Origin of the sequence: Terrabacter sp. C0L_2, from assembly GCF_036352015.1 — a bacterium.
Taxonomy (GTDB): Bacteria; Actinomycetota; Actinomycetes; order Actinomycetales; family Dermatophilaceae; genus Terrabacter; species Terrabacter tumescens.
The window spans coordinates 650,805-674,915 of sequence record NZ_CP143557.1; the positions used below are offsets into that span (position 1 = coordinate 650,805).

Annotated in this window: 26 protein-coding genes; 5 read left to right on the forward strand and 21 right to left on the reverse strand. The window is 72.7% G+C overall.

Annotated elements, in window-relative coordinates:
* Positions 1–88: 88 nt before the first annotated feature.
* The 3 genes from U5C87_RS03045 to U5C87_RS03055 all read right to left on the reverse strand — a co-directional run bounded on the left by U5C87_RS03045 (position 89) and on the right by U5C87_RS03055 (position 1,683).
* Positions 89–454 carry a hypothetical protein gene (locus U5C87_RS03045; protein ID WP_330475171.1) on the reverse strand — a complete coding sequence of 122 codons (366 nt, stop codon included), beginning with the start codon at positions 452–454 and terminating at the stop codon, positions 89–91.
* An 83-nt stretch (positions 455–537) separates the two neighbouring features.
* Positions 538–972 (reverse strand): GNAT family N-acetyltransferase, encoded by a 435-nt coding sequence (locus U5C87_RS03050; RefSeq protein ID WP_330475172.1) that lies wholly within the window; start codon positions 970–972, stop codon positions 538–540.
* A gap of 129 nt (positions 973–1,101) precedes the next feature.
* Entirely contained in the window at positions 1,102–1,683 is a 582-nt protein-coding gene (locus U5C87_RS03055) for a M23 family metallopeptidase (protein WP_330475173.1), read from the reverse strand.
* A gap of 206 nt (positions 1,684–1,889) precedes the next feature.
* Here U5C87_RS03055 and U5C87_RS03060 point away from each other — a divergent pair, with 206 nt between their 5' ends.
* The gene (locus U5C87_RS03060; RefSeq protein WP_330475174.1) at positions 1,890–2,867 is read left to right on the forward strand and encodes an ArsR/SmtB family transcription factor; all 978 of its coding nucleotides are present in this window, start codon (positions 1,890–1,892) and stop codon (positions 2,865–2,867) included.
* Positions 2,868–2,885: 18 nt separating this feature from the next.
* Here the strand turns inward: U5C87_RS03060 and U5C87_RS03065 are convergent, their stop codons facing one another.
* Positions 2,886–3,728 carry a uracil-DNA glycosylase gene (locus U5C87_RS03065; RefSeq protein ID WP_330475175.1) on the reverse strand — a complete coding sequence of 281 codons (843 nt, stop codon included), beginning with the start codon at positions 3,726–3,728 and terminating at the stop codon, positions 2,886–2,888.
* 141 nt (positions 3,729–3,869) lie between these two features.
* On the opposite strand from U5C87_RS03065, the gene U5C87_RS03070 reads away from it, so the two are divergent.
* Together U5C87_RS03070 and U5C87_RS03075 are read left to right on the forward strand one after the other, a co-directional pair.
* Positions 3,870–4,358 (forward strand): sigma-70 family RNA polymerase sigma factor, encoded by a 489-nt coding sequence (locus tag U5C87_RS03070; protein ID WP_330475176.1) that lies wholly within the window; start codon positions 3,870–3,872, stop codon positions 4,356–4,358.
* Positions 4,355–5,047 (forward strand): zf-HC2 domain-containing protein, encoded by a 693-nt coding sequence (locus U5C87_RS03075; protein ID WP_330475177.1) that lies wholly within the window; start codon positions 4,355–4,357, stop codon positions 5,045–5,047. Before U5C87_RS03070 ends, U5C87_RS03075 begins: the two co-directional genes overlap by 4 nt.
* Positions 5,048–5,070: 23 nt before the next feature.
* On the opposite strand, the gene U5C87_RS03080 is transcribed toward U5C87_RS03075, so the two are convergent.
* The 6 genes from U5C87_RS03080 to arfA all read right to left on the reverse strand — a co-directional run bounded on the left by U5C87_RS03080 (position 5,071) and on the right by arfA (position 13,111).
* A complete protein-coding gene (locus U5C87_RS03080) occupies positions 5,071–6,021 on the reverse strand; it encodes a glycoside hydrolase family 43 protein (RefSeq protein ID WP_330475178.1) in 951 nt (316 codons plus the stop codon).
* An 86-nt stretch (positions 6,022–6,107) separates the two neighbouring features.
* Positions 6,108–8,327 carry a family 43 glycosylhydrolase gene (locus tag U5C87_RS03085; protein WP_330475179.1) on the reverse strand — a complete coding sequence of 740 codons (2,220 nt, stop codon included), beginning with the start codon at positions 8,325–8,327 and terminating at the stop codon, positions 6,108–6,110.
* A 99-nt stretch (positions 8,328–8,426) separates the two neighbouring features.
* Positions 8,427–9,254 carry a carbohydrate ABC transporter permease gene (locus U5C87_RS03090; RefSeq protein WP_330475180.1) on the reverse strand — a complete coding sequence of 276 codons (828 nt, stop codon included), beginning with the start codon at positions 9,252–9,254 and terminating at the stop codon, positions 8,427–8,429.
* Positions 9,251–10,222, reverse strand: coding sequence for a carbohydrate ABC transporter permease (locus tag U5C87_RS03095; protein ID WP_330475181.1), 972 nt, complete (start codon positions 10,220–10,222; stop codon positions 9,251–9,253). Before U5C87_RS03095 ends, U5C87_RS03090 begins: the two co-directional genes overlap by 4 nt.
* A gap of 4 nt (positions 10,223–10,226) precedes the next feature.
* Entirely contained in the window at positions 10,227–11,579 is a 1,353-nt protein-coding gene (locus U5C87_RS03100) for an ABC transporter substrate-binding protein (protein WP_330475182.1), read from the reverse strand.
* The gene (gene arfA / locus U5C87_RS03105; protein ID WP_330475183.1) at positions 11,576–13,111 is read right to left on the reverse strand and encodes an arabinosylfuranosidase ArfA; all 1,536 of its coding nucleotides are present in this window, start codon (positions 13,109–13,111) and stop codon (positions 11,576–11,578) included. Before arfA ends, U5C87_RS03100 begins: the two co-directional genes overlap by 4 nt.
* A 259-nt stretch (positions 13,112–13,370) precedes the next feature.
* Here arfA and U5C87_RS03110 point away from each other — a divergent pair, with 259 nt between their 5' ends.
* On the forward strand, positions 13,371–14,369 hold the full coding sequence (locus tag U5C87_RS03110; protein WP_443082122.1) for a LacI family DNA-binding transcriptional regulator: 999 nt from the start codon (positions 13,371–13,373) through the stop codon (positions 14,367–14,369).
* Here the strand turns inward: U5C87_RS03110 and U5C87_RS03115 are convergent.
* The 4 genes from U5C87_RS03115 to U5C87_RS03130 form a co-directional block, all read right to left on the reverse strand.
* Positions 14,340–14,828 (reverse strand): DUF4231 domain-containing protein, encoded by a 489-nt coding sequence (locus tag U5C87_RS03115; RefSeq protein ID WP_330475185.1) that lies wholly within the window; start codon positions 14,826–14,828, stop codon positions 14,340–14,342. The genes U5C87_RS03110 and U5C87_RS03115 overlap by 30 nt on opposite strands.
* 52 nt (positions 14,829–14,880) lie before the next feature.
* Positions 14,881–15,582, reverse strand: a complete 702-nt coding sequence (locus U5C87_RS03120) for a hypothetical protein (RefSeq protein WP_330475186.1) — start codon at positions 15,580–15,582, stop codon at positions 14,881–14,883.
* A 139-nt stretch (positions 15,583–15,721) separates the two neighbouring features.
* A complete protein-coding gene (locus U5C87_RS03125; protein ID WP_330475187.1) occupies positions 15,722–15,844 on the reverse strand; it encodes a hypothetical protein in 123 nt (40 codons plus the stop codon).
* The gene (locus U5C87_RS03130) at positions 15,841–16,548 is read right to left on the reverse strand and encodes an alpha/beta fold hydrolase (protein WP_330475188.1); all 708 of its coding nucleotides are present in this window, start codon (positions 16,546–16,548) and stop codon (positions 15,841–15,843) included. Before U5C87_RS03130 ends, U5C87_RS03125 begins: the two co-directional genes overlap by 4 nt.
* A gap of 52 nt (positions 16,549–16,600) precedes the next feature.
* Between U5C87_RS03130 and U5C87_RS03135 the strand changes: the two genes are divergently transcribed.
* Positions 16,601–16,849: a DUF2630 family protein gene (locus U5C87_RS03135; protein ID WP_030201113.1), complete on the forward strand. Its 249-nt coding sequence runs from the start codon at positions 16,601–16,603 to the stop codon at positions 16,847–16,849.
* On the opposite strand, the gene U5C87_RS03140 is transcribed toward U5C87_RS03135, so the two are convergent.
* The 7 genes from U5C87_RS03140 to U5C87_RS03170 form a co-directional block, all read right to left on the reverse strand.
* A complete protein-coding gene (locus U5C87_RS03140) occupies positions 16,837–17,205 on the reverse strand; it encodes a hypothetical protein (protein ID WP_330475189.1) in 369 nt (122 codons plus the stop codon). The two genes, U5C87_RS03135 and U5C87_RS03140, sit on opposite strands and share 13 nt — an antisense overlap.
* Positions 17,202–18,224 carry an SDR family oxidoreductase gene (locus U5C87_RS03145; protein WP_330475190.1) on the reverse strand — a complete coding sequence of 341 codons (1,023 nt, stop codon included), beginning with the start codon at positions 18,222–18,224 and terminating at the stop codon, positions 17,202–17,204. The genes U5C87_RS03140 and U5C87_RS03145 overlap by 4 nt, the downstream gene beginning before the upstream one ends.
* A 61-nt stretch (positions 18,225–18,285) precedes the next feature.
* Positions 18,286–20,064, reverse strand: coding sequence for a glycoside hydrolase family 15 protein (locus tag U5C87_RS03150; RefSeq protein WP_330475191.1), 1,779 nt, complete (start codon positions 20,062–20,064; stop codon positions 18,286–18,288).
* Positions 20,049–21,173 carry an enolase C-terminal domain-like protein gene (locus tag U5C87_RS03155; protein WP_330475192.1) on the reverse strand — a complete coding sequence of 375 codons (1,125 nt, stop codon included), beginning with the start codon at positions 21,171–21,173 and terminating at the stop codon, positions 20,049–20,051. The genes U5C87_RS03150 and U5C87_RS03155 overlap by 16 nt, the downstream gene beginning before the upstream one ends.
* The gene (locus tag U5C87_RS03160) at positions 21,170–22,858 is read right to left on the reverse strand and encodes a GMC family oxidoreductase (protein ID WP_330475193.1); all 1,689 of its coding nucleotides are present in this window, start codon (positions 22,856–22,858) and stop codon (positions 21,170–21,172) included. Before U5C87_RS03160 ends, U5C87_RS03155 begins: the two co-directional genes overlap by 4 nt.
* Entirely contained in the window at positions 22,855–23,604 is a 750-nt protein-coding gene (locus U5C87_RS03165) for a gluconate 2-dehydrogenase subunit 3 family protein (protein WP_330475194.1), read from the reverse strand. Before U5C87_RS03165 ends, U5C87_RS03160 begins: the two co-directional genes overlap by 4 nt.
* Complete coding sequence (locus U5C87_RS03170; protein WP_330475195.1) at positions 23,604–24,110, reverse strand: hypothetical protein; 507 nt, start codon at positions 24,108–24,110, stop codon at positions 23,604–23,606. The genes U5C87_RS03165 and U5C87_RS03170 overlap by 1 nt, the downstream gene beginning before the upstream one ends.
* Position 24,111 lies beyond the last annotated feature (1 nt).

Sequence of the window (24,111 nt, forward strand, 5' to 3'; positions counted from 1 at the left end):
GCGATGACTCCCGCCGACGTGCCGGCGGTGCTCGCCGTCCAGGAGCCGGGAGCCGGAGCTCGTTCCCGCCGCGTCCCGAGCTGCTGACCTACGAGCTGTCGCTGTCCTCTGCAGGGGGCTGACCCGGGACGCCGTCGTCACGACGGCCGGGCTGGTCGGGCTGGTCGGGCTGGTCGGGCTGGTCGCGCCGGTCGCGCCGGTCGCGCCGGTGCTGGACGATCGCGATGACGAGGCACGCGACGAGCCCGAGCACGAGCAGCGGCAGGGCCGCGAAGTACCCGAGGAAGAGGACCGCGTCCGAGGGCGCGGGCGTGCAGCCGAAGCCGAGTCCCGTGCACTGACCGGAGGCGTTGTGGTCCGGGAGCACGACGTGCAGCACGAGCACGAGGACCAGCGGGAGACCCCAGAGCAGCCCGAGGGCGACGAGGTAGGGGCTGACGCGGCGTCGGTGCACCCTGCCAGCCTCGCTCCCCTCCGCCGCCGACGCATCCGCGCGTCTACTCAGGCCGGGCCCGGCGGGGCCAGCCCAGCCGGGCGTCACAGCTCCTTGCGCAGGTGCACGTCGTCGGCGTCGGCGGTCGGCACGCCCTGCCAGCGGAAGATCTCGCGGTAGCCCTGCTTCTCGTAGAAGCCGGGCGCCTGGAAGGTGAACGAGGTGACGAAGACGTGCGTGCAGCCCCGTGCGCGCGCCTCGGTCTCGAAGTCCGCGAGCAGCCGCTCGCCGAGCCCGCTACCCCGGGCGTCCTCCCGGACCCACGTCATGCCGATGCCGGCCGCGACGCCCCACGTCCACCCGCTGACCCCGGCCGCCAGCTCGTCCGCCTCGTCGACGACCCGGACGGTCAGCTCGCGCGCCGCCGGCGTGCCCACGGTCGCGGTGGCGTTGACGGCATCGAGCTCGTCGGACAGTCGCTGGTCGAGGGCGGCGTCGGCCTCGCCGACCTCGGAACGGAATCCAGTCGCATCGGTCACCGGTCGATCCTGTCAGGCGGTGACCGGAGGCGGTCGGGCGCCGCGGTCCGTCGCCACGGGAGCGGGCGTATGCCGGGGCGCGCGGTCATGGACGACCGCGCGCCCCTCGTGGTGCTGCGTTCGCGTCGCTCAGGCGCGGGTGTTCGAGCTCACGACCCACGCGCCGGTGGGCGGCACCCACCCCTCGATGGTCGAGGGGAGCGACACCCGCGTGTTGCAGTCGATCACGGAGTAGTGCAGGTGCGCGCCGACCGCGGCGCCGGTATCGCCGACATAGCCGATGATGCGGCCCTGCGGGACCCAGTCGCCGGGCTCGTAGAAGGACTGGTTGAGGTGGGCGTACTGCGTGCACTGGCCGTTGGGGTGGCGGATGATCACCTCGATGCCGTTCTGCCAGTACGGCGACCAGTTCGAGATGACGATCGTGCCGCCCTGCGTGGCCGAGACCTCGTAGTTGGCCGGCAACCCGAGATCCCAGGCGTAGCGGTTGTACGCGTCCGTGTGCGAGTAGCCGCCGCCGTTGCCCTGGTTGACGGTGTAGCCCTCCCCCGCCGGGTAGGGGGCCTCGAAGTAGCCCGCCGCCGTGGCGGACGGCGCTCCGGTGAACGCCGTCGTGGCGGCGAGGGCGACGGCGCTGACCAGCACGCCGATCCGGCGGGTCAGCCCGTTCCGCCTGCGTCCGGCGCCGGCGACGGTGGTGTTTGCGATCATGTGAGTCGTCCTTTCGGTGGGAGGAGGGCTCCCAGTCCAGCCAGCCACCCCGGCCGCGGCAATCCTTCAAGCCGGCGGCTTGATCCAGCGGCATGCACCGTGCGCCGGCCCGCACCCCCGCAGCTCGCTCGAGTGGCGACCCCCGTGGCCGCGTGCAAATGTGAGAGCACCCCCTGACCTGACGTCGCCATCAGCAAGGAGTGGTCGTGCTGCGCTACGAGATGACGCCCACCGACGTGGGCACCTGCCGGTTCGGCATCTCGCCCCTCAACGAGATGTGCCTCTCGCTCCGCAGCCTCCGCGCGCCGGACGCCTACGTCCCGCGGGTCGCGTGGACCTTCCTGGCGATGCCCGAGTCCCGGGACCACCGCGAGACGCTGCTGGCTCTCGTCAACGACGAGTTCTCGACTCCCGACGTCATCAACCCGCGACCGGAGTCGCCGTCACCCCGGCTCTCGGCGGAGATGCAGCGCGTCGCGTCCGTGCCGGCGACGGTGCTGCGCCAGGAGCTCGACCGGCTCTGGGCCGACGGCGCGCCCCAGGCGGTGCAGGGGTCGCCCGCGGTCGTGATGGCTCGTGTCCTCGACGCCCTCGAGGCCTACTGGACCTGGGCCTTCGCGGCCTTCTGGACCAGGCACCGCAGCATCCTCGAGGCCGATGTCCGTCACCGGGCGTCGCGGTCCGCGGGCTTCGGGCTCCTGCACGCGCTCTCCGAGCTGCACCCGAGCATCACCGTCGACGACATCACGCTGAGCGCCCGCAGCCGGGTCGGACCGTCGTACTCCGCCCCGGTGCGCGGCCGCCGGCTCGTCTTCGTGCCGTCGCTGTTCACCCTCGCCGCCTCGCACCCGAGCAGCGACGCCGTGCCGCCCATGGTCATCTACCCGGCACGGGGCCAGCGCCAGGAGCTGCCGGCGGCCTCGTCGACGACCGCGGTCGCTCTGCTCGGACCGGCCAGGACCGAGGTCATGCGCGCGCTCGCCGAGCCGCGCACCACGACCGAGCTGGCGGCGATGCTGGGCAAGACCGCCTCGGCCGTCAACCAGCAGCTGCACGAGCTGCGTCGCGCCGGGCTGGTGCGCAGTGCCCGGTCGGGCAAGTCGGTGCTCTACGCCGTCACCGCGTCCGGCGAGGCCCTCATGGCCTTCGGGCCGGGCGAGACGTCGGAGGCCGCGAGCGCCTGACGAGCGTTCCCGGTCGGCCTACAGCCGGCCGATGACGTCGTCGAGCATCGCCTCGGTGAGCTTGCCCGTGAAGGTGTTCTGCTGGCTCACGTGGTAGCTGCCGACGAGGCGCACCGGGTGGCCGGCCGCCGTCCTCAGCACGGCCTCGGCGCCGTGGCCGAACTTGGGCTTGGGTCGGGGCACGAGCCACCCGCGACGTCGAGCCGCCCCGAGCGCCGCGTCCCAGGCGATCGAGCCGAGCGCGAGCATCGAGCGCAGCCGCGGCTCCGACAGCTCGAGGTCGCGGTCGAGCCAGGGCGCGCACGTCGCCTTCTCCTCCGTCGTGGGCTTGTTCGCAGGCGGCGCGCATCGGACGGTCGCGACGATGCGAAGCCCGGTCAGCTCGAGGCCGTCGCCCGACGAGACCGACGTCGGCTGGCTCGCGTAGCCCGCGCGGTGGAGCGCGGCGTAGAGCCAGTCACCCGAGCGGTCACCGGTGAACATCCGCCCGGTCCGGTTGGTGCCGTTGGCCGCCGGCGCCAGCCCGACGACGAGCACCTCCGCGTCCGGGTCGCCGAACGACGGGCCCGGCCGTCCCCAGTAGGGCTGGTCGGCGAACGCCGCGCGGCGTCCCTCCGTCGCCACCGACTCGCGCCACTCGACGAGCCGCGGGCAGGCTCGGCACACGCTGATGCGGGCATCGAGCTCGCGTATGCCGTCTGCCCCCTTCGCGAGCCGGCGCACCTGCGCGGCGGTGGCCGCCACCGGCGTCTCAGCCGTAGCCGGGTCGCCGGGCCAGCCGGTGCCGGGAGGGACCGGCGACAGGAAGAGGCCACCCGTGACGGGGTGCTGGGCCGGGTTGGGCATGGCGGCAGGGCACATGGCCCCACGCTAGGCCGGGACCGCGGCGGACGGCATACGTCCTCGGGGGTGTCGTGAGACCGTGCTGGGAGGCGACGCTGAACCGGAGGGGCCGCGCAGGCGTCTTCGGACTGGGAGCACCAGTGAGGAGGTGGCGGCGGGATGCCGCTCGACGACGATGCGGTCGCGGAGATCTACCGCGAGCACGGGCCGATGCTGCGCCGCGTCGTGTGGCGCGCCACCAGTGACGCCAACCGCGTCGAGGACATCGTCCAGGAGGTCATCCTGCGGGTCTGGAAGCAGGCGCCCGAGGCGGAGAACCTCCGTGCCTACCTCATCACGACCGCACGCCACCTCATCGTCGACCAGTACCGCGCCGCCGGGCGCCGACCCCAGCAGGCGCAGCTCGTCGAGGTCGCCGAGCAGGACTCGGCTCTCGACCGGGCGCTCGACCAGGTGCTCGTCGAGGAGGCCCTCGGCCGGCTGCAGGCCAACCACCGTGAGATCGTGCGCTGCCTCTACTACGAGCGGCTGACCGTCGCCGAGACCTCCCTGCGGGTCGGGGTGCCCGAGGGCACCGTGAAGTCCCGCGCCTACTACGCCGTGCGCAACCTGCGCGTCATCCTCGACGAGATGGGAGTGACCCGATGAACCCCGGATCGGACGACCTGCACGTGCTGCTCGGCGCGTACGTGCTCGGTGGCCTGTCCGACGAGGACCACCGTGCCTACAGCGAGCACCTGCGCACGTGTGCCCAGTGCCAGACCGAGCTCGGCCAGGTCTCGGGGCTCCCCCGGCTGCTCGACCTCGCCGGTCCCGCGGGCGGCCCGCACCTGGCCGACGGTCCCGCTGCCGTGCCGCCGCCGCTCATGACCGAGCCCGACGACGCGCGGGTCGCGAGCCTGCTCGGTGAGGTCGCCCGCCGTCGCCGCCGCCGGCGCACCTGGCTCTCGTGCCTCGCGGCCGCGGCGGCCGCCGTCTTCTTCGCCGGCGGCGCATGGCTCGGGCCGAAGCTGACCGAGGCGACCACGCCGACGCCACCGACGACGCACGTCGCAGCGGCCGCCGTGCCGGGCAGCGCGGTCCGCGTCGACATCGCGCTCGTGACGCGCGGCTGGGGCACCCAGCTCGACATCGACTGCGAGGACATGCCCAAGACCGGCGCCCTGGCGCTCTGGGTCATCGACGGCAAGGGCCACGCCACGACGGCCGCGTCGTGGCGCGCGACGGCGACGGGCTACTCCAAGGTGACCGGCGCGACGGCGTTGCGCCCCAACGAGATCCAGTCGCTCGAGGTGCGCACCGAGACCGGGAAGGTGCTCGCCTCCGCCAGGACGTGAGCAGGCCTGACGTCAGGGGGGTCTCAGAGCCCGCTCGGCAGCTGGGTCCTCGGCGGCGTGACGCTGACCTTGCGTCCGTCGAAGGTGACCTCGCTGAGCCACATCGTGCGGCCGGGCACGTCCGAGCCGATCGAGTCGGGCGCCCACGCGTGGTAGACCATGAGCACCCGGCCGTCCTTGGTCTCCAGGAGCGCGCAGTGACCCGGCCCGGCGGCGACGTCGGTGCTCGTCAGGATCGGCTCGGGGTCCTTGGTGAACGGCCCGGTCGGCGACGACGCCGTCGCGTGGCCCACGGCGTACTTGTCGCTGCCGTAGTCGTTGGCGGAGTAGAAGAGGTGGAAGACGCCGTCGCGCTCCCAGACGAAGGGCGCCTCGACGAGCTGCCCCTCCCACGGGAGGTCCTGCCGGATCAGGCGTTTCGGCTCCCCTTCGAGGCGGAGCCCGTCGTCGGAGAGCCGCTGCACCGAGATCCAGGTGTCCGCGCCGACGGCGTTGCCGTCGTTCTTCCAGTAGAGGTATGCCGTGCCGTCCTTCGCGACGAAGGGTGACGCATCGATCGAGCCGCCCTGGTCCTGCTCGCAGACCAGGGGCTTGCTGCTCGTGTCGCGGTAGGGGCCCTGGGGGTCGTCGGCGACGGCGAGCCCGATGCACTGGATGGCCGGGTCGGGCGCCATCGTCGTGTAGTACATGACCCATCGGTCGCCGAAGCGGTGCGCCTCGGGGGCCCAGACCTTGCCGGGCGTGCTCCACGAGGCGACCTTCGGCAGGGCGTCGCTGCCCTGGCTCCACGTTGCGAGGTCGTCGCTGACGAGGGTCTGGACGTTCATGCCGTTGCCGTTGGTCGCGATCGCGACCCAGCCGTCGCCGTCGGGCAGGATCTGCGGGTCGGGGAAGTTGCTCGGCCACACCGGGTTGGTCGCGGCTGCGCTGGGCGCGGCGGTGCCGGAGCCGGCCTGCGAGGCGGAGGGGTTCACGGGATCTCCAGGGGTGGTGGCCCCGCTCCCGCAGCCGGCGAGGAGCGCGGCTGCGAGAGCGAGGGTGAGGACGGGACGGGTGCGGCTCATCCTGCCGCCGGGTCGGCCGGCCAGGTGGACGCGTAGAACCGCAGGTGGTCGATCTCGGCCGTGGCGGCCGGGCTGGCGCCGCCGTGGGCGACGAGCCCGATGCGCGGGTCGGTGCCGGCGCGGAAGGTCCACGTCGCGCCCCACGTCCAGTGCACGCCGTCCCGGCTCGTGCCGGCGCGATAGAGGTGCTCGCCGGCGGCGTTGCGGTGGTGGGCGAGACGCAGCCAGAGCGTCGGTGCGGCCGTGCCGATGATGGCTCCGCCGTAGCTCGTCGGCCCGCTGGGGTCGGCCGGGTCGGCAGCGGTCTCGCGGCCGAACTCGGTCTGGCGCGTGTTCCAGATGGCGACCTTGGAGAGGCGGGCGAAGTCGTCGTCGTTCTCGTAGGCGACGAGGCCCACCTGCTGGTAGTTGCGCACCGTGTCGACCCCGAGGTCGAGGGTCGTCTTGGCCTCGGCGATCCAGTCGCCGTCGCCCGGGGTGTCGTGGAGCAGGACACTCGCGGTGTTGCCCCCGCCGACGAGGTCGGTGCCTTCGACGGGCCAGCGCAGGCTGCCGCCCGAGACGGTGACGGCCGGGTTGCGTCGCACCCAGGTGAAGCCGGACAGGCTCGGGTCGTCGAACTCCTCGGACTCGAGCAGGGCGCCGGCCTGCGGGACCGGCACGAGCGCGGCCGCGTCGGCCGCCGCCGGGTTGACGACGACGTTGTCGACGACGGCGCGACTGCTGCTGAGCCGCACCGGGGCCGCGGTGGGACGGGCGTCGCCGCTCACCGCCACGCGCGCCACGACGTCGGCCAGGTCGCTCTCGGTCACCTCGGCGGTCAGCCCGTCGGCCGTGGCCTCGACGGTCAGGGTGCGCCACGCTCCGGCCGGCAGCGGCGGGAGCGCCGTCGCGGACGAGCGGACCGTGCCGTCACGGTCGACCTGGGCGGTCAGGCGCGAGCCCTTGGGGTCGAGGGTGACCTTGACCGAGGGGTCCCGGCCGAGCAGCACGCGCAGCGGCTCGGTGCCGCGGTGGTCGAGACGCACGTGGAGCGGGCCGGCGGGGGCCGAGGCGGTCGTCGAGGCGGTGCCGTGCACGAGCGCGGTGTCACCGGTGACGGGGTCCGCCGGCCCGGCGGCGAGGCCCTTGAAGCCGCTCGCGGACGGGTCGGTGGGCGTGATCCCGAGCCCTGACGCGAGGGTCGGCGCCGGCTGCGGGGTGTCGGACGGGCCGGCCCCAGCCTGCGTGCGTGGCCAGCCGTCGACCCAGTCGAGGCGGTCGAGCAGCATGGGTCGGCGGTTGATCCCGAAGGTCGTCGTCAGCCACGGGTTGGTGCGGTCGATGGCGTGGTAGGCGATGAAGTCGCTGCCCTCGGCGTCCGTGACGACGGCGTGGTGGCCCGCGCCGACGAAGCGGTTGCCGTTCTGCGTCAGCACCGTCGTGCCGCCGACGCGGGAGGTCAGCAGCGGCGTGCCCTCGGCGTCGACGAACGGGCCGAGCGGCGACCGCGAGCGGCCGGCGAAGACGGAGTAGCCCGTCGTCGGGCCGGCGCAGCAGTTCGCTGCCGAGCCCATGAGGTAGTAGAAGTCGCCGTGCCGCACGACGTAGGAGCCCTCGTAGCGGTTGTCGATGGCGACCTGCGTGGCCGTCCCGACCGGGGTCAGGCCGTCCGCCGACATGCGCGTCGCCCAGAGCCCGCCGAAGTAGCTGCCGTAGTAGAGGTAGCGCTGCCCGTCAACGTCCGTGAACCCCGCGGGGTCGAAGGTCCAGAGGAACCCGCCACCCGACGCCGGCCGGGGTGGGACGGCCGGCGCGGGGGCGGGAGTCCAGGGACCCGACGGTGACGGTGCCGTGGCGGCACCGATCGCGGAGTCGTCGCCGGGGTTGAGCGTCGTGTCGGTGACCGTGAAGTAGAGGACGTAACGCCCCGCGACGTAACGGATGTCGGGTGCCCAGAGGCCCGCGGTAGGCGTGGCCCACGCCGGCCGGTTGCTCGCGTCGAAGACGGTGCCCAGATACTCCCAGCTCGACCAGTCGCGGGTGCGGGCCATGTGCATGAGGCCCGGCGCGTCGCCCGCCTTGAGCGGGTCGGAGGTCGCGTACGCGTACCACCAGCCGTCGCGTCCCCGGATGACCGACGGGTCGGCGAAGGTGTCCGAGAACGAGTCCGACACGGCGTTGTCGTATGCCGTGTCGGACGGTCCCGCGGCCACAGCACCCGCCGCGGGGGTCATGGCCGTCAGGCCGACAGTGGCGACGAGTGCTGTGAGACAGGCGGTTCCGCGTCTGACGGCGCGGCGCCCCAGGAAGGTCAGGGAACGCATACGGACTCCTCAGCCCTTGACGCCGCTGCTGGCGACGCCCTCGATGACGTAGCGCTGCACGAAGACGTAGAGCGCGAGGACGGGGATCGCGGCGAGCATGGCACCGGCCATGACCACGGGATAGTCGATCGTGTAGGCGCCCTGGAGCCGGCTGAGGCCGGCGGGCAGGGTGAGCCGCTCCGGGGAGAAGAGCACGTAGATCGGCCAGATGAAGTCGTTCCAGTTGGCGAGGTAGCTGAGCACGCCGAGCGTCACCAGGGCGGGCCTCGCGTTGGGCAGCACGATCGACCACCAGGTGCGGAACGCACCCGCGCCGTCGAGCCGGGCGCTCTCCTCGAGCTCCTTCGGCAGGCCGAGGAAGAACTGCCGCATGAAGAAGACGCCGAACGCACCGGCCGCACCCGGCACGACGAGCGCCCAGATCTGGTCGAGCCAGCCGAGCTTGTCGAGGAGCAGGAAGTTCGGCATGAGGAAGATGAAGCCCGGGACGAAGAGCGTCAGGATGATCGCCGTGAAGATGGCGTTCTTGAAGCGGAACTCCATGCGCGCCAGCGCAAAGCCGGCCAGCGAGCACACGACGAGGACGAGCGCGGCGTGCATCGTCGCCGCCGCCATGGAGTTGAGGAACCAGCGCGCCACGGGGCTCGCGGCGTCCCGGAAGAAGAGGACGTCGAAGGCGCGCAGGCTCGGCTCGGACGGGAAGTAGGTCGGCGGGACCGTGCGCGACTCGCTCTGCGACTTGAACGCCGTGAGCAGCACGAGCAGGAGCGGCCCGATGAAGATCAGGCTGAGCACGCCCATGCCGAGCCAGAAGAGCGGTCCGTTGCGGCGCTTCACGACTTCTTCTCCCTCAGTGCCCAGAAGTTGACGAGCGAGATGAGGGCGAGGAAGACGGCGAGCACGTAGCTCATCGCCGACGCCTGGCCCATGCGGTACTGCGAGAGACCGAGGTCGGTGATCTCCATGATCGCGGTCCGCGTCGAGTCGCCGGGGCCACCCTTGGTGATGAGGTAGCTCTGGCCGAACATGTTGGCGCTGGCGAGCACCGTCGTGACGATGACGAAGATGAGGACCGGTCGCAGCCCCGGGATCGTGATGTAGCGCAGCTTCTGCCACGCGCTGGCACCGTCGAGCTCGGCTGCCTCGTAGTGCTCGGCCGGGATGTCGCCGAGGCCGGCGAGGTAGATGACGGCGTTGAAGCCGATGGTCCACCAGATCGTGACGGCGGCGAGGGAGATCCACGCCCACGGCTGCGCGGTGGTCCACGGCGTGTTGTCCGGCAGACCGAGGGCCCCGAGCAGGCCGTTGACCATGCCGAAGGACGGGTCGAGCAGGTAGCGCCACATGAGCCCGACGACCGCGACGCCGAGGACGAAGGGCGCGAAGAAGACGGCCCGGAAGAAGGTCCGGCCCGGGAACTTGCGGCCCAGCAGGATCGCGAGGAGCAGCGGCAGCACGACGAGGAAGGGCACGCTGATGACGACGAAGATGGCCGTCGCCTTCATGCCGTTCCAGAAGGGCTGGTACTGCGGCGAGCTGCTGTCGAGCAGGTCGGCGTAGTTCTGCAGCCCGACGAACGGCTTGTTGGGCAGCAGGAAGTCCCAGTCGTGCAAAGACATCCAGATGCCGAGGATGCCCGGGACCGCGACGAAGGTGATGAAGAGGAGCAGGAACGGGGCGAGGAAGAGGTAGGGCGTCCACCTCGACCCGTGGATGCCGGATGGCGCTCCCCGGGAGCGACGGCCACCCGGCGTGGGCGTCGCTCCCGAGGGCGGTCTCGTGGGCTGTGTCGTGGTCACAGCCATGGCGTCAGCCGCCGTACTTCTTGGCGTTGGCCTCCAGGATCTTCGTCGCGCGGCCGGCGGCGTCGGACAGGACCGTCTTGGGGTCCTGTCCGCCGAGGATCGCGGCGTTCACGGCCTTGTCGAACTCCGGCATGGCGTCGCCGATGCCGGCGACAGCCGGCGGGAAGTGCAGGTCGTCGATCTGCGTGGCGAGGATGGCTTGGTCCTTGAGCGCCTTGAACTCGGCCGACTCGCGCACCGAGTTGCGGGCCGGCACCTGTCCGCCCTTGGCCCACTCGAGGCTCTTGTTGCTGATCCAGTTGAGGAAGACGCGCGCCGCCGTCTGCTTGTTCTCGTCGGGGGTGCGGGAGGTGGGCAGGATGAACTGGTGCGAGCCGGCCCACGCGGCCTTGGTGCCGCCGATGTTGGGGATCGGCGCGACGCCCCACTCGAGGCCCGACTTCTCCTTGAGCGTGTTGATCGTCCAGATGCCGTTCCAGTTGAAGGCCGTCTTGCCGTTCTGGAGCGCCACGAGGTCGGCGTCCTGGGCGATCTTGGCGGCCGAGTAGCCCTTGGTGACGAGGTCCTGGAACCAGGTGAGGGCCTTGACGCCGGGGTCGTCGGCCCAGAGGACCTGCTTGGCGTCGTCGGAGAAGAGCGAGCCGCCGAACTGCCAGATGAGCGACTGGATCGACAGGCCGCCGGTGAAGGGGAAGGGGCTGGCCCAGTGGCCCTGGATGCCCTTGCTCTTCATGCTCTCGAGCGCGGCCATGTACTCGTCGTTCGTCATCGGCGGCTTCTCGGGGTCGACGCCGCCCTTCTCCATGACGGTCTTGTTGTAGAAGAAGCCGAGCGGGTGCACGTCGAGCGGGATGGAGTAGCGCTTGCCGTTGTAGATGCCGGCCTTCCACGGCACGGGGGCGAAGTCGGACTCGCTGAGCTTGAGGGCGGCCGCGACGTCGTCGAGCGGCTGGATGACGTTGCGGGCGGCGTTCGTGGCGACCGAGTCGACGTGCATGATGCCGATGTCGGGGCCCTTGCCGGCCGTCACGGCGGCGGGCAGCTTGGCGTAGTAGTCCGCCCACTGCATCGTGTTCATCGAGACCGCGATGTTGGGGTGCTCGGAGTTGAACTGGTCGACGAGGCGCTTCATGAAGGGGCCGTCGCCGCCGGTGAAGCCGTTCCAGAACTGCAGGGCGACCTTGGGACCGGAGTAGCCGGTGGCGCCACCTCCGGCGGACACCGCGGGGGCCTGGCCGGGGACCGCGCCCGAGCCGGAGCCGCACGCGGTGAGGCCGGCGATGCCCGCGATGCCCAGCGCCCCCGAGAGGATGGTGCGCCGGGTGAGTGGCGAGAGGGGTGAGGTGGAGTTCGTCATTGAACGGTCCCTTCGGTGAGTCGGATGCAGTGCCAGGAGGTGGGCGGCAGGGTTGCCAGGAGGGTGGTGCCGTCGGTCCCACCGACCGTCGCGTCCCCAGGGCTGGGGGTCACGCGGTCGGGGTGTTCCTCGGTGTTGGTGGCCGAGGTGTCGTCGTCGTGCACCTGGAGGTGCTCGACGAGGGTGTATGCCGTGGGGGCGCCCCCCACGGCGGCCGCGACGTCGAGCCGCAGCTCGGCGCTCTCGGTGCGGCTGCGGTTGACCACGAAGACGGCGAGGTCGCCGGTGTCGGGGTCGTGGGTCGCGGTGACGACGAGCTGGTCGACGGGCCCGAAGGCCTTGGTCGGGGTCGTGTCGCAGGCGACGGCCGGGCGCAGCACGGTGCCACGCGCATACCTCGCCGTGAGCGCGAACGGATGGAAGATCGTCTGCTTCCACGAGGCGCCGCCCGGTCGGGTGGCGATGGGGGCGATGACGTTGACGAGCTGCGCCTGGCACGCCATGGACACCCGGTCGGTGTGCTGGAGCAGGGTGATGAGCAGGCTGCCGACGACGACGGCGTCGGTGACGTCGTAGACGTCCTCGATGAGCTCGGGCGCCTCGCGGATGTCGAGCGAGTTCTCGCCGTGGAACCGGCCCTGGAACCACACGTTCCACTCGTCGAAGGACACCATGATCCGCTTGTCGGAGCCCTTGACGGCGGCGACGTGGTCGGCGGTCGCGACGACGGACTTGATGAAGCGGTGCATGTCCTCGCCGCTGGCGAGGAACGAGTCGACGTCGCCGTCGACGGGCTCGTAGTAGGCGTGCGCCGAGATGTGGTCGACGAGGTCGAAGCACCGCTCGAGGACGACGCGCTCCCACGTGCCGAAGGTCGGCATGCCGCGGTTGGACGAGCCGCAGGCGACGAGCTCGAGGGTGTCGTCGACCCGGCGCATGGCGCGCGCCGTCTCCTCGGCGACCCGGGCGTACTCCTCGGCCGTCTTGTGGCCCATCTGCCAGGGGCCGTCCATCTCGTTGCCGAGGCACCAGACGCGGATGTCGTGCGGCTCGACGTGGCCGTTCTTGGCGCGGCGGTCGGGCCAGCTCGTGCCGGTCTCGGCGTTGCAGTAGAGCAGCAGCTCGATGGCCTCCTGCACGCCGCGCGTGCCGAGGTTGACGGCCATCATCGCCTCGACGCCGACGTTCCGGGCCCAGTCGACGAAGTCGTCGGTGCCGACCTGGTTGGTCTCGACGGAGCGCCAGGCGAGGTCGAGCTGGGTGGGCCGGTCGGCCTTGGGTCCGACGCCGTCCTCCCACTTGTAGTTGGAGACGAAGTTGCCACCGGGGTAGCGCACGACGGTGACGCCGAGCTCCCGGACGAGCTGCGCGACGTCCTCGCGGAAGCCCAGCTCGTCGGCCTGTGGGTGGCCGGGCTCGTAGATGCCGGTGTAGACGCACCGGCCCATGTGCTCGACGAAGGACCCGAAGATCCTCGGGCGCACCGGACCCACCGCGAAGGCGGCGTCCAGTCGTACCGTCGCTGCTCCCATGCGGTCCTCCTTGACCGTCGACGTGCGGGTCGCACCGTCTTGTTGCAACGGTTACCCAATCTGCGTTGCGCTGAAAATTACAACGGTTACCGAAAACTGTCCAGAGGTCGCCCGAGGTCGTCACGTCGGGCGTCGGCGGGCGCTAGCCTGTCCACGAGGCAGGGCACGCAGGAGGCCCGGACGGACGGAGGCACGGTTGGCAGCGCGGCTCAGGGACGTGGCGGAACGTGCGGGAGTGTCGGTCAAAACGGCCTCGAACGTGCTCAACCACCACCCACACGTGAAGGCCAGCACGCGCGAGCGCGTCGAGGCCGCGATGGCCGAGCTGCACTACCGGCCCAACCTCTCGGCGCGCAGCCTCAAGCACGGCCGCGCCGGCTTCCTCGCCCTGGCGGTGCCTGCCATGGACTCCCCCTACTTCGCCGAGCTCGCGGCCCGCATCACCGAGGAGGCCGCGGCGCTCGGCTTCATCGTCCTGCTCGACGTGACCGGCGGCGACGCCGACGCCGAGCGCGTCGTCCTCGAGGGCATGCGCTCGCACGTCATCGACGGCGTCATCTTCTCGCCGCTCGCCCTCTCAGCCGACGAGATCGGGCGCCGCGCCGACAGCCTGCCGATGGTCCTGCTCGGCGAGCGCCCCGTGCCCACGGGCTTGGACCACATCGCCGTCGACTCCGTCGCGGCCTCGCGCGCCGCCACGGAACACCTTGTCGCCCAAGGCCGCCGACGCATTGCGGCCGTCGGTCGCGAGACGACCAAGGGCACCGCGTCGGCCCGTCTGCGCGGCTACCGGCAGGCCCTCAAAGCGGCCGGCCTGCCCTACGACACCGACCTCGTGATCGGGGTCCCTCACTTCGAGCGCGCCGACGGCCACGCCGCGATGCAGCAGCTGCTCGCCCTGCCGGAGCGGCCCGACGCCGTCTTCTGCTTCAACGACCTCATGGCGATCGGCGCCCTGCGTGCCTGCGTCGAGGCCGGGGTGCAAGTGCCCGAGGAGGTCGCCATCGTCGGCTTCGACGACATCGCCGAGACGCGCTACTCCAACCCGACGGTCACGACGATCTCCCCCGACCTGACGGGCCTGGCCCGTGCGGCGCTCGAGCTGCTCTCGCGCCGGATCGACGGCGACGACGGGCCGGCCGAGGAGGTCGAGGTGGCGTGGACCCTCGAGGCCCGCGAGACGACCCTCGGCGTGCCGCCGGGCCGCTCGCGACGCCGTGCCCCGCGCTCAGGCGCCACCACCACGCCCACCCGCTGAACGCATACGACCTGCCCATCCTCCGGACTCGCGGAGGGCGACGTCACGACGGAGCACGGCGAGGCGCGCGAGCCGGTCACGGCCGTCGGCGGAGTCGTAGGGCGCGACGCCGGCCACGAAGTCGATCGCGTGCTGTCGCATCGTCTCCGTCGCCGTGCGGTAGGCGATCCAGTTCTCGTGCCACTGGAAGAGCTGCTGGAGCCCCTCGAGCACGACGATCAGGGCGCCGAGCGAGGCGGTGACCCACGCCGTCGCGGACAACCCGGCCGCGACGGTCACGGCTGCCGCAGCCGTGAGGCTGACGATCCGGGCCACCTGATACGACAGGCGATTCGTCGTCGCGCCACTGCTGTAGGACGCGAACTGGTCGCGGTACGCCGCCCACACCGCCGACCCCGACAGCTCGGGGTCGGCGGGGTCCGGCAGCTCGTCGGACATCCAGCCCGGATTGGTGCCCATGCCACAGTGTCGCGCCCTCCCGCCTCCCGGGGAGCGTTTGGGGGGGGCGGGGTCAGAGCGAGCCGGCGGAGCGGGCGTCGACGTCACCCCGCGCGGCCAGCGTCTCGGCGGCACCCGTCGAACCCGGAGCGGGCGAGGCCACCGTCGCCGCCGACCCCACGGGCAGCGTGACCCGGTAGGTGCGCGTCACGGGCGTCCCCGTGCACGCCTTCGGCAGCGCGGCCCCCGAGCCCTTCGCGGCCGAGACGTAGCTGGCGGTCACGTCGGCGGTGACGGACGACGCGGACGACCACGCCGGCACGTGGAGGCGCACGGCGGTGTAGTCACGGCTCGACGCCGCCAGACGGTCCTGCCGGTAGAACGAGGAGAACCCGCCCATGTTGGGGTAGCCCACCGCCGCGCCGGCCGAGGACACCGTGACGGCGACCGAGCAGACCGGTGCGTCGGTCGTCCACGGGATGCGTACCCACGTCTGCCGGCCGGCCACGACGCCGGCCAGCTCCCGGGTCAGCGGGCGCAGACCGGTCGAGACCGTGTCGCCGACGAGCACGCCGGAAGGAGACGCCGGCGCCGTGGGAGACGTCGCTGCCGAAGGCGCCGGGGCGACCGCCGGAGCGGCCACGTGCACCGGCTCCGCGGCGTCGGGTCCGGAGGCGACGACATACGCACCCAGCCCGACGGCGACGGTCCCGGCGAGGACGACGGCAGCCACGCCGAGCTGGACGGTGCGGGACGACGGGGCGCTGGTGGGCATGGGCGGTCCTCGGGGGTGGCGACTGCAGGACGGCACCGGCAGGGTGCTCCCCCAGTGTGTCCAGCCCGTCGCAAGGTCAGCCGGGGAAAGGGCGCGGGAGGCGCGCAGGAATCGCGCAAGGTCTGCGCAAGCGCCGGCCCTACAGGTCGGAGTGCTCCGGCGGCCAGACGACGGAGAAGCGCTCGAAGACGATCTCGTCGCCCTCGGACCAGGTCGCGACGCGGTCCGGCTCGGAGGCGAGGCGTCGGGCGTCCGTGGTCACGTGGGCTGCTCGTCCCGCACGGCACCCGACGGTAGCAACGTCCCGCAGAGGTATGCCGTGAGCTCGGCCGGGTGCGACAGCGCAGCGAGGTGCCCGCCGGGGACGACGTCGAGGTCGAGCCCGAGACGCTCGCGGGCGACGCGGCGCTGCAGCGCCACGGGGAAGAAGCGGTCGTCCACGCCCGCGACGGCGCGGGTGGGCACCCCGGGCCACGCAGCGATGTCGCAGGGCGTCTCGAAGGCGCGGTCGACCTCGGGGCGCTGGTGCGCCTCCCCCGTCGCGGCGACCGCGGGGTCGACGTCGTGGAGGAAGTACGTGTCGAGGTCGACCTCCTCGGTGTAGCCACCGGCCCGGGCCGCCGCGCGCCGCACCTCCTCCGAGCCCACGGCGTCCCACCACTGGCCGGCCGTCTCCCCCGGCAGCGGGACCATGGCGTTGAGCAGCACGATCGCGGAGACCGGGCGCCGGGCCGCCACCATCGGCGCGGTGAAGCCGCCCATCGACTGTGCGACGACCACCACGTCGTGACGGCCGGCGACCGCGTCGACGACGAGACCGGCATACTCCGGCAGGCCGGCCTCCGGGTCGTCACCGGGCAGGTCGACCGCGACGGCCTCGTGGCCCGCCTGCTCCAGCAGCGGGACGACGCGGTGCCAGTACCAAGCGGCGCCACCGGCGCCGGGGACGAGAGCGAATGTGGTCACTGTCCACATGGTAGCCCTCGACGCCGCCGCGGTCCCGTGCGAAGGTGACCGCATGGCTGACGACACCACGATCTCGGACCGCATCACCTCGCTCATCGACGAGGAGCACCGGCTGCGCTCCTCGCTCCAGGCCGGCGAGATCAGCGTCGACGAGGAGCACGCGCGACTGCGCACCGTCGAGGTCGAGCTCGACCAGTGCTGGGACCTGCTGCGCCAGCGACGGGCCAAGCGCGAGTTCGGCCAGAACCCGGACGACGCCGAGGTCCGCTCCGAGCGCACCGTCGAGGGCTACACGGGCTGACGCGAAGCCCGCCACTCGAGCAGCGCCAGCGCCGCGGCGACGACACCGCTCGTGACGTAGTAGCGCCGTTCGGAGCGCGCGGCCGCCGCCCACGGCACCATGCTCGCCGCGTGCAGGGCGTCGACGCCGCCGCCGAAGCGGTGCGCGTCGGGGCCACGGGTGGCGAGCACGGCGACCGCCTGCGCCAGGTGCCGGGCGCCGAGGATCCGCGCCACCGTGACGGTCCCCCGGCCGGGGACCCGTCGCAGCTCCAGCGCGGCGATCCGCGCCGGCGCCACGAGACCGACGAGGCCGTATGCCGCCCTCCCGACCTCGAGGGCGACGGGCGCCGTCAGCGTCAGGTGCCGCCGAGTCACCGCGAGCGCCGAGCGCCGACGCCGGCGGCGAGGGCCGCGACAGCCAGGCCGCCCACCGCTCCGAGCAGCCCGTGGTGCTGGGAGGCCCAGAGCTGGGGGGCCCGGTCGGTGGACCGCTCGGCGAAGGGGCCGCGCGTGCCGTAGTCGCGGTGCTCGTCGGCGGGGCTGTCGAGGTTGTCGGGACGGTCCGGGTCGCTCGGCTCGTCGGTCTGCTGCGAGGAGAAGCCGGTGCGGGCCAGGTAGCGGTCGAGCAGGCCCGGGGCGATGGCGTTGGCCGCGAGCGTGCCCACCGTGCTGCCGCCGACCCAGTACTCCCGCCGCTTCGGGTGGTCGGCCGCGTGCACGACCGCGCTCGCGGCCACGTGCGGCTCGTAGATCGGCGGCACGGGCTGCGGCTTCTTCGGCAGGCGCGAGCGCACCCACTGGAACTGCGGTGTGTTGACGGCCGGCATCTGCACCATCGTCACGTGCACGGGGCTCTTCTCGTGGAGCAGCTCGCACCGCAGCGCCTCGTGGAAGCCCTGGATCGCGTGCTTGGCGCCGCAGTAGGCGGTCTGCAGCGGGATGCCGCGGTAGGCGAGCGCCGAGCCGACCTGCACGATCGTGCCGTGGCCGCGCTCCTTCATCCGGGGCAGGATCGCCATCGTCGCGTAGACGTAGCCGAGGTAGGAGACCTCGGTGACCCGTCGGTACTCCTCGGGCTCGATCTGCTCGAACGGTGCGAAGACCGAGGTGAAGGCCACGTTGACCCACACGTCGACCGGGCCGAGCTCGCGCTCGACGGTGTCGACGGCGGCGGTCACCGCGTCGGCGTCGGCCACGTCGACCTCGACGACCAGCGGGTGTCCGCCGGCCGCGCGCACCTCGTCGGCGGCCGCCTCCAGTCCGGCTGAGCCGCGGGCGAGCAGCGCCACCTTGGCACCGCGCTTCCCGAAGGCGACGGCCGTCGCGCGACCGATGCCTCCGCTCGCGCCGGTGACGGCCACGACCTGGGCCTGCTGGAACCGTGCGTCGTTCATGGGGTTTCCTCTCCTCGTTGCGGATCGGGACGGATGTCGCCCCCGTACCCGTCCGGGCCGGTCAGGTGTGCAGGTGCGTGCCGGGTCCGTCGGCGAGCCGGGCACTCGCCTCGAGCATCCCGGCGTGGACGAAGGCCTGCGGGAGGTTGCCGCGCAGCTGGCGCTGGCGGACGTCGAACTCCTCGGTGAACAGGCCCGGGGTGGTGCAGGCCGCGCGGCCGCGCTCGAACCACCGCAGCGCCTCGGCGCGGTGACCCTGCTGGTGCGTGGCGAGCGCCATGTGGAAGCCGCAGAGCAGGAAGACCCCCTCGGCCTCGGCGAGGGGACGCTCGTCGTGCCGGAAGCGGTAGAGGTAGCCCTCGTCGGCCAGCTCGTCGCGGACCGCAGCGAGCGTGGCGATGCTGCGCGGGTCCTCCGGTGGGACCGCGCCGCGCACGGCCGCGAGCAGCAGTGAGGCATCGACGCGCTCGTCCTGCGGGCTCTGCTGCCAGCGGCCGCTCGGGTGCAGGCAGTCGGACGTCGCGTCGGCGACGATGGTGTCGGCGAAGCCGGCCCACTCGGCGGCCTGCGCGGTCGGCGCCACCGCAGCGATCCCCCGCAGGCCGGCGGCACAGATGAGACGCGAGTGCGCCCACCGGCGGTCGTCGAGCTCCCAGATGCCGGCGTCCGGCTTCTTCCAGCGCCCCCGCATGACGTCGATGCACGTCTCCACGGCTCGCCACCCGTCGAGGTCGAGCATGTCGTGGCGCTCGGCGGCGGCGAAGAGCAGGAGCGACTCGCCGAGCGTGTCGAGCTGGAACTGCTCGTTGACCCAGTTGCCGACGACGTCCTTGCCGCCGGGGTAGCCGGGCAGGTCGAGCTGCCGCTCGTCGGGAACCAGCCCGCCGTCGACGGTGTAGGCCGGGCGCAGGTCGGTGCCGTGCTCGAGCAGGGCGCCCGACACGAAGCCGACCGCGGACGCGAGGAGCGGGTGGGGGCCGCAGGCGGCGACCGCCTGACCGGCGTAGCACTGGTCGCGGATCCACGCGTAGCGGTAGTCGTAGTTGCGGCTGCGCCCACCGTGCTCGGGCAGCGACATCGTGGCCGCCGCCACCATCCCGCCGGCGGCGCTCGTGAGACCCCGCAGGACGGCATACGACTGCTTGGCGTCGGTGGGCGCGATGGTCTGCCCGAAGCTCGGCACGGCGTCGCTCCACGAGGCCAGGGTCGCCGACCAGGTCGGGTCCGGCGCGGGCGGGAGGTCCGGCAGGCGGTCGCGGCCGATTTCGAGGACGAGGTCGTGGGTCTGGCCCTCGCCCAGCTCGACCACCAGCTCGAGGCGGTTGTCGGAGCCCACCCAGTGGGCGTTCCCGGCGCCCGACCAGCGCATGACGTGCTGCCCGGCGCGGGCGGTCCACACGTCGCCCGACCGGTGCACGTCGACCATCGGCTCGGTGCCGAAGCCCGCACCGAGCGAGAGCACCGCGGCGAACCGGGCGTCGCCCCGCTGCGCCTCGAGGCGGTGGAGCAGCACGACGTGGTCCTTGTCGCCGGGGAACGCGAGGGCCTGGCGGCACTCCATGACGCAGTCGTCGGCGGTCCAGCGCCCACGCCAGACGAGGGTGCCCTCCTCGTAGTAGCCGCCCCAGACGTAGCGCTCCTCGAGCGGGGTGACGGCATACGTCCCGGGACCGCCGATGAGGGAGCCGAAGACGGGGTCGTCGTGCCACTGCGGCGCGCACAGCCAGGCGACCTCGCCGCGCGGACCGACGAGGGCGGCGCGCTCACCGTCGGCCAGGACGGCATACTCCCGCAGGACGTGCAGCGGCAGTCCCGCCGGCAGCTTCACGCGACCCGCCACTGGTCGGCACCCCCGCTCACCGTCATGCCGTGGCCCGGCTCGTCGTGCCGCGGGTGCAGGGCGCCGTCGTGCACCTCGGGGATGCCGTCGAGCAGATGGGGCTCGAGCCTCGCGTGGTCGACGAACCACTCGACGTGCCGCAGGTTGGGCACCGCGGCCGCGACGACCGCGTGCAGGCTCGGCGCGCAGTGGGCCGACACCTGCAGGTGCGCTGCCTCGGCGAGCGACGCCCCGCGCAGCCAGCCGGTGTAGCCGCCGCAGCGGGTGGCGTCGAGCTGGAGGCAGTCGACGACGGGAAGCAGGTCGTTCACGTCATCGGGTGTGGCGGCATACTCCCCCGCGGCCACGTCGCAGGCGAGCGCTTCACGGACGGAAGCGAGTCCGACGGTGTCGTCGCTGGAGACCGGCTCCTCGAACCACACGACGCCGAGGTCGTCGAGCCGGTCGCCGACGCGGACCGCCTCGCCGACGGTGTAGCCGCCGTTGGCGTCCACCATGAGCTGCGTGCCCTCGGGGGCCAGGCGGCGCAGCTGCCGGGTGCGCTGGAGGTCGCGCTCGGGGTCGGCGCCCCAGCTCTCGCCGATCTTGATCTTCATCGCCGTGCAGCCGGCGTCGGCCCAGCCCTCGACCTGCTCGACGAGCTGCGCGTCGTCGAGAGTGGTGAATCCGCCTGAGCCGTAGAGGGGCACGTCGTCACGGCAGCGGCCGAGCAGGTCGCCGAGCGGCACGTCGAGCAGGCGGGCCTTGAGGTCCCACCACGCCACGTCGACGGCGCTGACCGCCTGCATGGCGAGGCCGCTGCCGCTGAGGTTGCGGACCGCACGACGCATCGCCGACCACCCGTCCGTGACGTCGAGGGCGCTGCGGCCGAGCAGGTGCGGCGTCAGCTCGTCCTCGACCACCGCGGCGGCAGCGCGGCTCGAGTAGGTCCAGCCCAGGCCGCTCTGCCCGCCCGCCTCGAGCGTGACGACAACCGCCGTGGTCGCGTGCCACTCGAACGTGCCGTCGGCCTCCGGCTCGGGGGTCGGGAAGCGGTAGACGGCCGTCTCGACGTGCGTGATGGCGCTGTCACCGCGGGCGTATGCCGTGTCGCTCGCTCGCATGCTCATGCTCGCACCGCCTGATGCTCGGTCAACCCCCGACGTGCCTGTGTCGCAAGCCGATCCGCGGCTCGGGCCGCGAGCGCCATGATCGTCAGGGCCGGGTTGGCCGAGCCCTGCGTGGGCAGCACGCTGCCGTCGACGACGTAGAGGTTGGGGATCCCGAAGACGCGGTGGTCGGCGTCGACGACGCCGTCCTCGGCGCGGGCTGCCATCCGGGCTCCGCCGACGAGGTGGGCGTAGCGGTCGATCGTCATGACCTCGCTGGCCCCGGCCGCCTTGAGGATCGTCTCCATCGCCTCCGTCGCGGCCTTGGTCAGCAGGCGGTCGTTGTCGCACTGGGAGTAGGAGAAGTGCGCGATCGGCAGGCCGTGGCGGTCCTTCTCGTCCGCGAGGGTGACGCGGTTGTCGGGCTGCGGCAGGAACTCGCACAGCGCCCCGATGGTCGCCCAGTGCACGAAGTCGCGGAGGTACTCCCGCAGCGGCGCGCCCCAGTGGCCCTGCGCGACAACGTGTTCGGCCCACGTGATGGGAAGCGGGCTGACGTTCTGGATCGACCAGCCGCGGCGGTAGGGCTTGGTCGGGTCGGTCTCGTAGAACTGCTCCGAGGAGACCTCCGGCGGCGGGGCCTTGTAGGCGCGGATCTCGTCCTCGAACCGGCCCGAGGTCTGCGGGGCGCCCTGGACCATGAGGTACCGGCCCAGCTGGTCGTGCTCGTTGCCCAGCCCGGCGGCATACCGCTCGGTGGCCGACAGCAGCAGCAGGCGCGGGGTCTCGATGGAGTAGCCGGCGACGGCGACGGCCCGGGCCCGCTGGAAGTGCTCGCGGCCGCGTCGCAGGTAGGTGACGCCGGTCGCGCGGCCAGAGTCGTCGTCGACGACGACCCGGGTGACCATGCTGTCGGGCCGGATCTCCGCGCCGTGCGCGAGGGCGTCGGGCACGTGCGTGATGAGCGGGCTCGCCTTGGCGTTCACCTTGCAGCCCTGCAGGCAGAAGCCCCGGTAGATGCAGTGCGGGCGGTGCCCGAAGCGGCCGTTGGCGATGGCCACCGGGCCGACGCGGGTCTCGATGCCGGCGGCGAGCGCTCCCCGCTGGAAGATCTCGCCGTTGCCCCCGACCGGGTGGGGCGAGTGCGGGTAGGAGTGCGGGTCGCCCCACGGCCAGTCCTGGCCCGCGACGGGCATCTCCTGCTCGATCGCCTCGTAGTAGGGACGCAGGTCGGAGTACGCGATCGGCCAGTCGGCGCCGACGCCGTCGTCGGTCAGCACCGAGAAGTCGCTCGGGTGGAAGCGCGGGGTGTAGCCGGCGTAGTGGACCATCGACCCGCCGACGCCGCGGCCGGAGTTGTTCGAGCCCATCGGCACCGGGTCGCTGCCGCCGATCTGGCGCGGGTCGGTCCAGTACAAGGTGTGCGCGCCGCGCTCGTCGGAGACCCAGTCGGCGTCGGGGTCCCAGAAGGGCCCGGCGTCGAGGCACACCACGCGCCAGCCGGCGCGGGCCAGGCGCTGGGTCAGGACGCTGCCGCCCGCGCCCGCACCCACGACGACGAGGTCGACCTCGTCGGTGTCGTCGAAGCGACGCATGTCGTCGCGCAGGCGGTGGTTCGTCCGGGTGCCGTCGGTGGGCAGCAGCCAGGCGGAGTCGTTGCGGGCGCGCAGCTCGCGCTCGCTCCGGGGCCTCTGGAGCCGGCTCAACGCGTACCTCCTTCTCGGTGGTGGCCTGGTTGGTGGCCCCCGTGGTGGCGCTCGACCAGGGCGGCGTGCTCACGCCGGGCCGACTCGACGCGCTCGGCGAACGGGGTGGGAGGTCGGTCGACGGCGTCGGCCACCTCCCAGTGGTCCCGCGCGCCCACGCCGGCGTTGACGTAGCCCCGTGGGTAGGCGGGGCCGGGGAAGCCGATCTCGTTCCAGGCCCAGGGGTGGGAGTAGAAGGCCGTGCACGCATACCTCGTCCACAGGCTCCACACGTGCTCGGCGGACACCCCGTGCCACGTCTGACCTTCCGAGGCGCGGGTCTGCACGTCCTGCACGAGCGCTGCCTGCCGGCTCGCGTCGAGCCCCTCGAACCGGGCGCCGTCGAAGCGCTCCGTCGCGTCGTCGTCGAGCCAGGCGAGGGTGCGCCGCCACGCCTCCCCGTCCTCGGGGAGCTCGTCGTAGTGCCAGCCGTCGGTCTCCCCCACCGCCAGGCGCTCGTCGAGCAGCTCGAGCACCGGCACCCGGGGCTCCCCGTCCTGGTCGAGGAGCAGGTCGAGCAGGGGCGCCGCGACGGAGACCTCGTGCGGGGTGAAGAAGGCGAGGTCGGAGGGGTGCGCGAGGCGGCCCAGGACGACCCCGGCCGTCACGTCGTCCCAGGCGTCGACCGAGTCGAGCACGTCGAAGCCGGGGAAGCGTCCGCGTCCCTGGGGCGTGACGGCATGGCGGTGCGGGGAACGGAACGGCATCAGCGGCGCCTCCCCGGCCGGAGGCAGGGGCGGGACCGGGCCGCGCCGTGGCGTGGCGACCGGTCCTCGCGCCGCAGCACGGCGGCGAGCAGGCCCATGCCACCGACGACGGTGGCGAGCAGCGGGGCGAAGAGGGGCGGCCCGGCCTCGAGGTTGTAGCGCGTGACCCCGCCGGGTCGCTGGGCGACGCCGCGCCAGTGCAGCCACGTGCCCTGCAGCCCGTTGGCCACGATGAGCGCGGAGGCGACGGGCAGCACCGTGTGGGCGGCGCGCTTGGAGAAGACACCGGCCACGCCCGCCGGCACGGCTGCCGGGAGGATCACGACCGGCCACCACATCAGCTTGTTGCCGAAGCTGGCGCCGTCGTGGGCCAGGTAGATCTCGGCGGTCGTGATCCCCGCGCCGGCAGCCGTCAGGCCCGCGAGGGTCTGCTCGAAGCGCCCGGTCCGCACGTCGGCGACGGCGCGCTCGAGCCAGGTGTCGCCGCGGGACGCGTGCCGTGCCACG

Coding starts and splice junctions, on each gene's coding strand:
- U5C87_RS03055 (WP_330475173.1), bottom strand. CDS start 1,683: ATGATCGCAAACACCACCGTCGCCGGCGCCGGACGCAGGCGGAACGGG.
- U5C87_RS03095 (WP_330475181.1), bottom strand. CDS start 10,222: ATGGCTGTGACCACGACACAGCCCACGAGACCGCCCTCGGGAGCGACG.
- U5C87_RS03165 (WP_330475194.1), bottom strand. CDS start 23,604: ATGCCGTTCCGTTCCCCGCACCGCCATGCCGTCACGCCCCAGGGACGC.
- U5C87_RS03070 (WP_330475176.1), top strand. CDS start 3,870: ATGCCGCTCGACGACGATGCGGTCGCGGAGATCTACCGCGAGCACGGG.
- U5C87_RS03135 (WP_030201113.1), top strand. CDS start 16,601: ATGGCTGACGACACCACGATCTCGGACCGCATCACCTCGCTCATCGAC.
- U5C87_RS03115 (WP_330475185.1), bottom strand. CDS start 14,828: ATGGGCACCAATCCGGGCTGGATGTCCGACGAGCTGCCGGACCCCGCC.
- U5C87_RS03075 (WP_330475177.1), top strand. CDS start 4,355: ATGAACCCCGGATCGGACGACCTGCACGTGCTGCTCGGCGCGTACGTG.
- U5C87_RS03065 (WP_330475175.1), bottom strand. CDS start 3,728: ATGTGCCCTGCCGCCATGCCCAACCCGGCCCAGCACCCCGTCACGGGT.
- U5C87_RS03145 (WP_330475190.1), bottom strand. CDS start 18,224: ATGAACGACGCACGGTTCCAGCAGGCCCAGGTCGTGGCCGTCACCGGC.
- U5C87_RS03155 (WP_330475192.1), bottom strand. CDS start 21,173: ATGAGCATGCGAGCGAGCGACACGGCATACGCCCGCGGTGACAGCGCC.
- arfA (WP_330475183.1), bottom strand. CDS start 13,111: ATGGGAGCAGCGACGGTACGACTGGACGCCGCCTTCGCGGTGGGTCCG.
- U5C87_RS03120 (WP_330475186.1), bottom strand. CDS start 15,582: ATGCCCACCAGCGCCCCGTCGTCCCGCACCGTCCAGCTCGGCGTGGCT.
- U5C87_RS03100 (WP_330475182.1), bottom strand. CDS start 11,579: ATGACGAACTCCACCTCACCCCTCTCGCCACTCACCCGGCGCACCATC.
- U5C87_RS03085 (WP_330475179.1), bottom strand. CDS start 8,327: ATGACCCCCGCGGCGGGTGCTGTGGCCGCGGGACCGTCCGACACGGCA.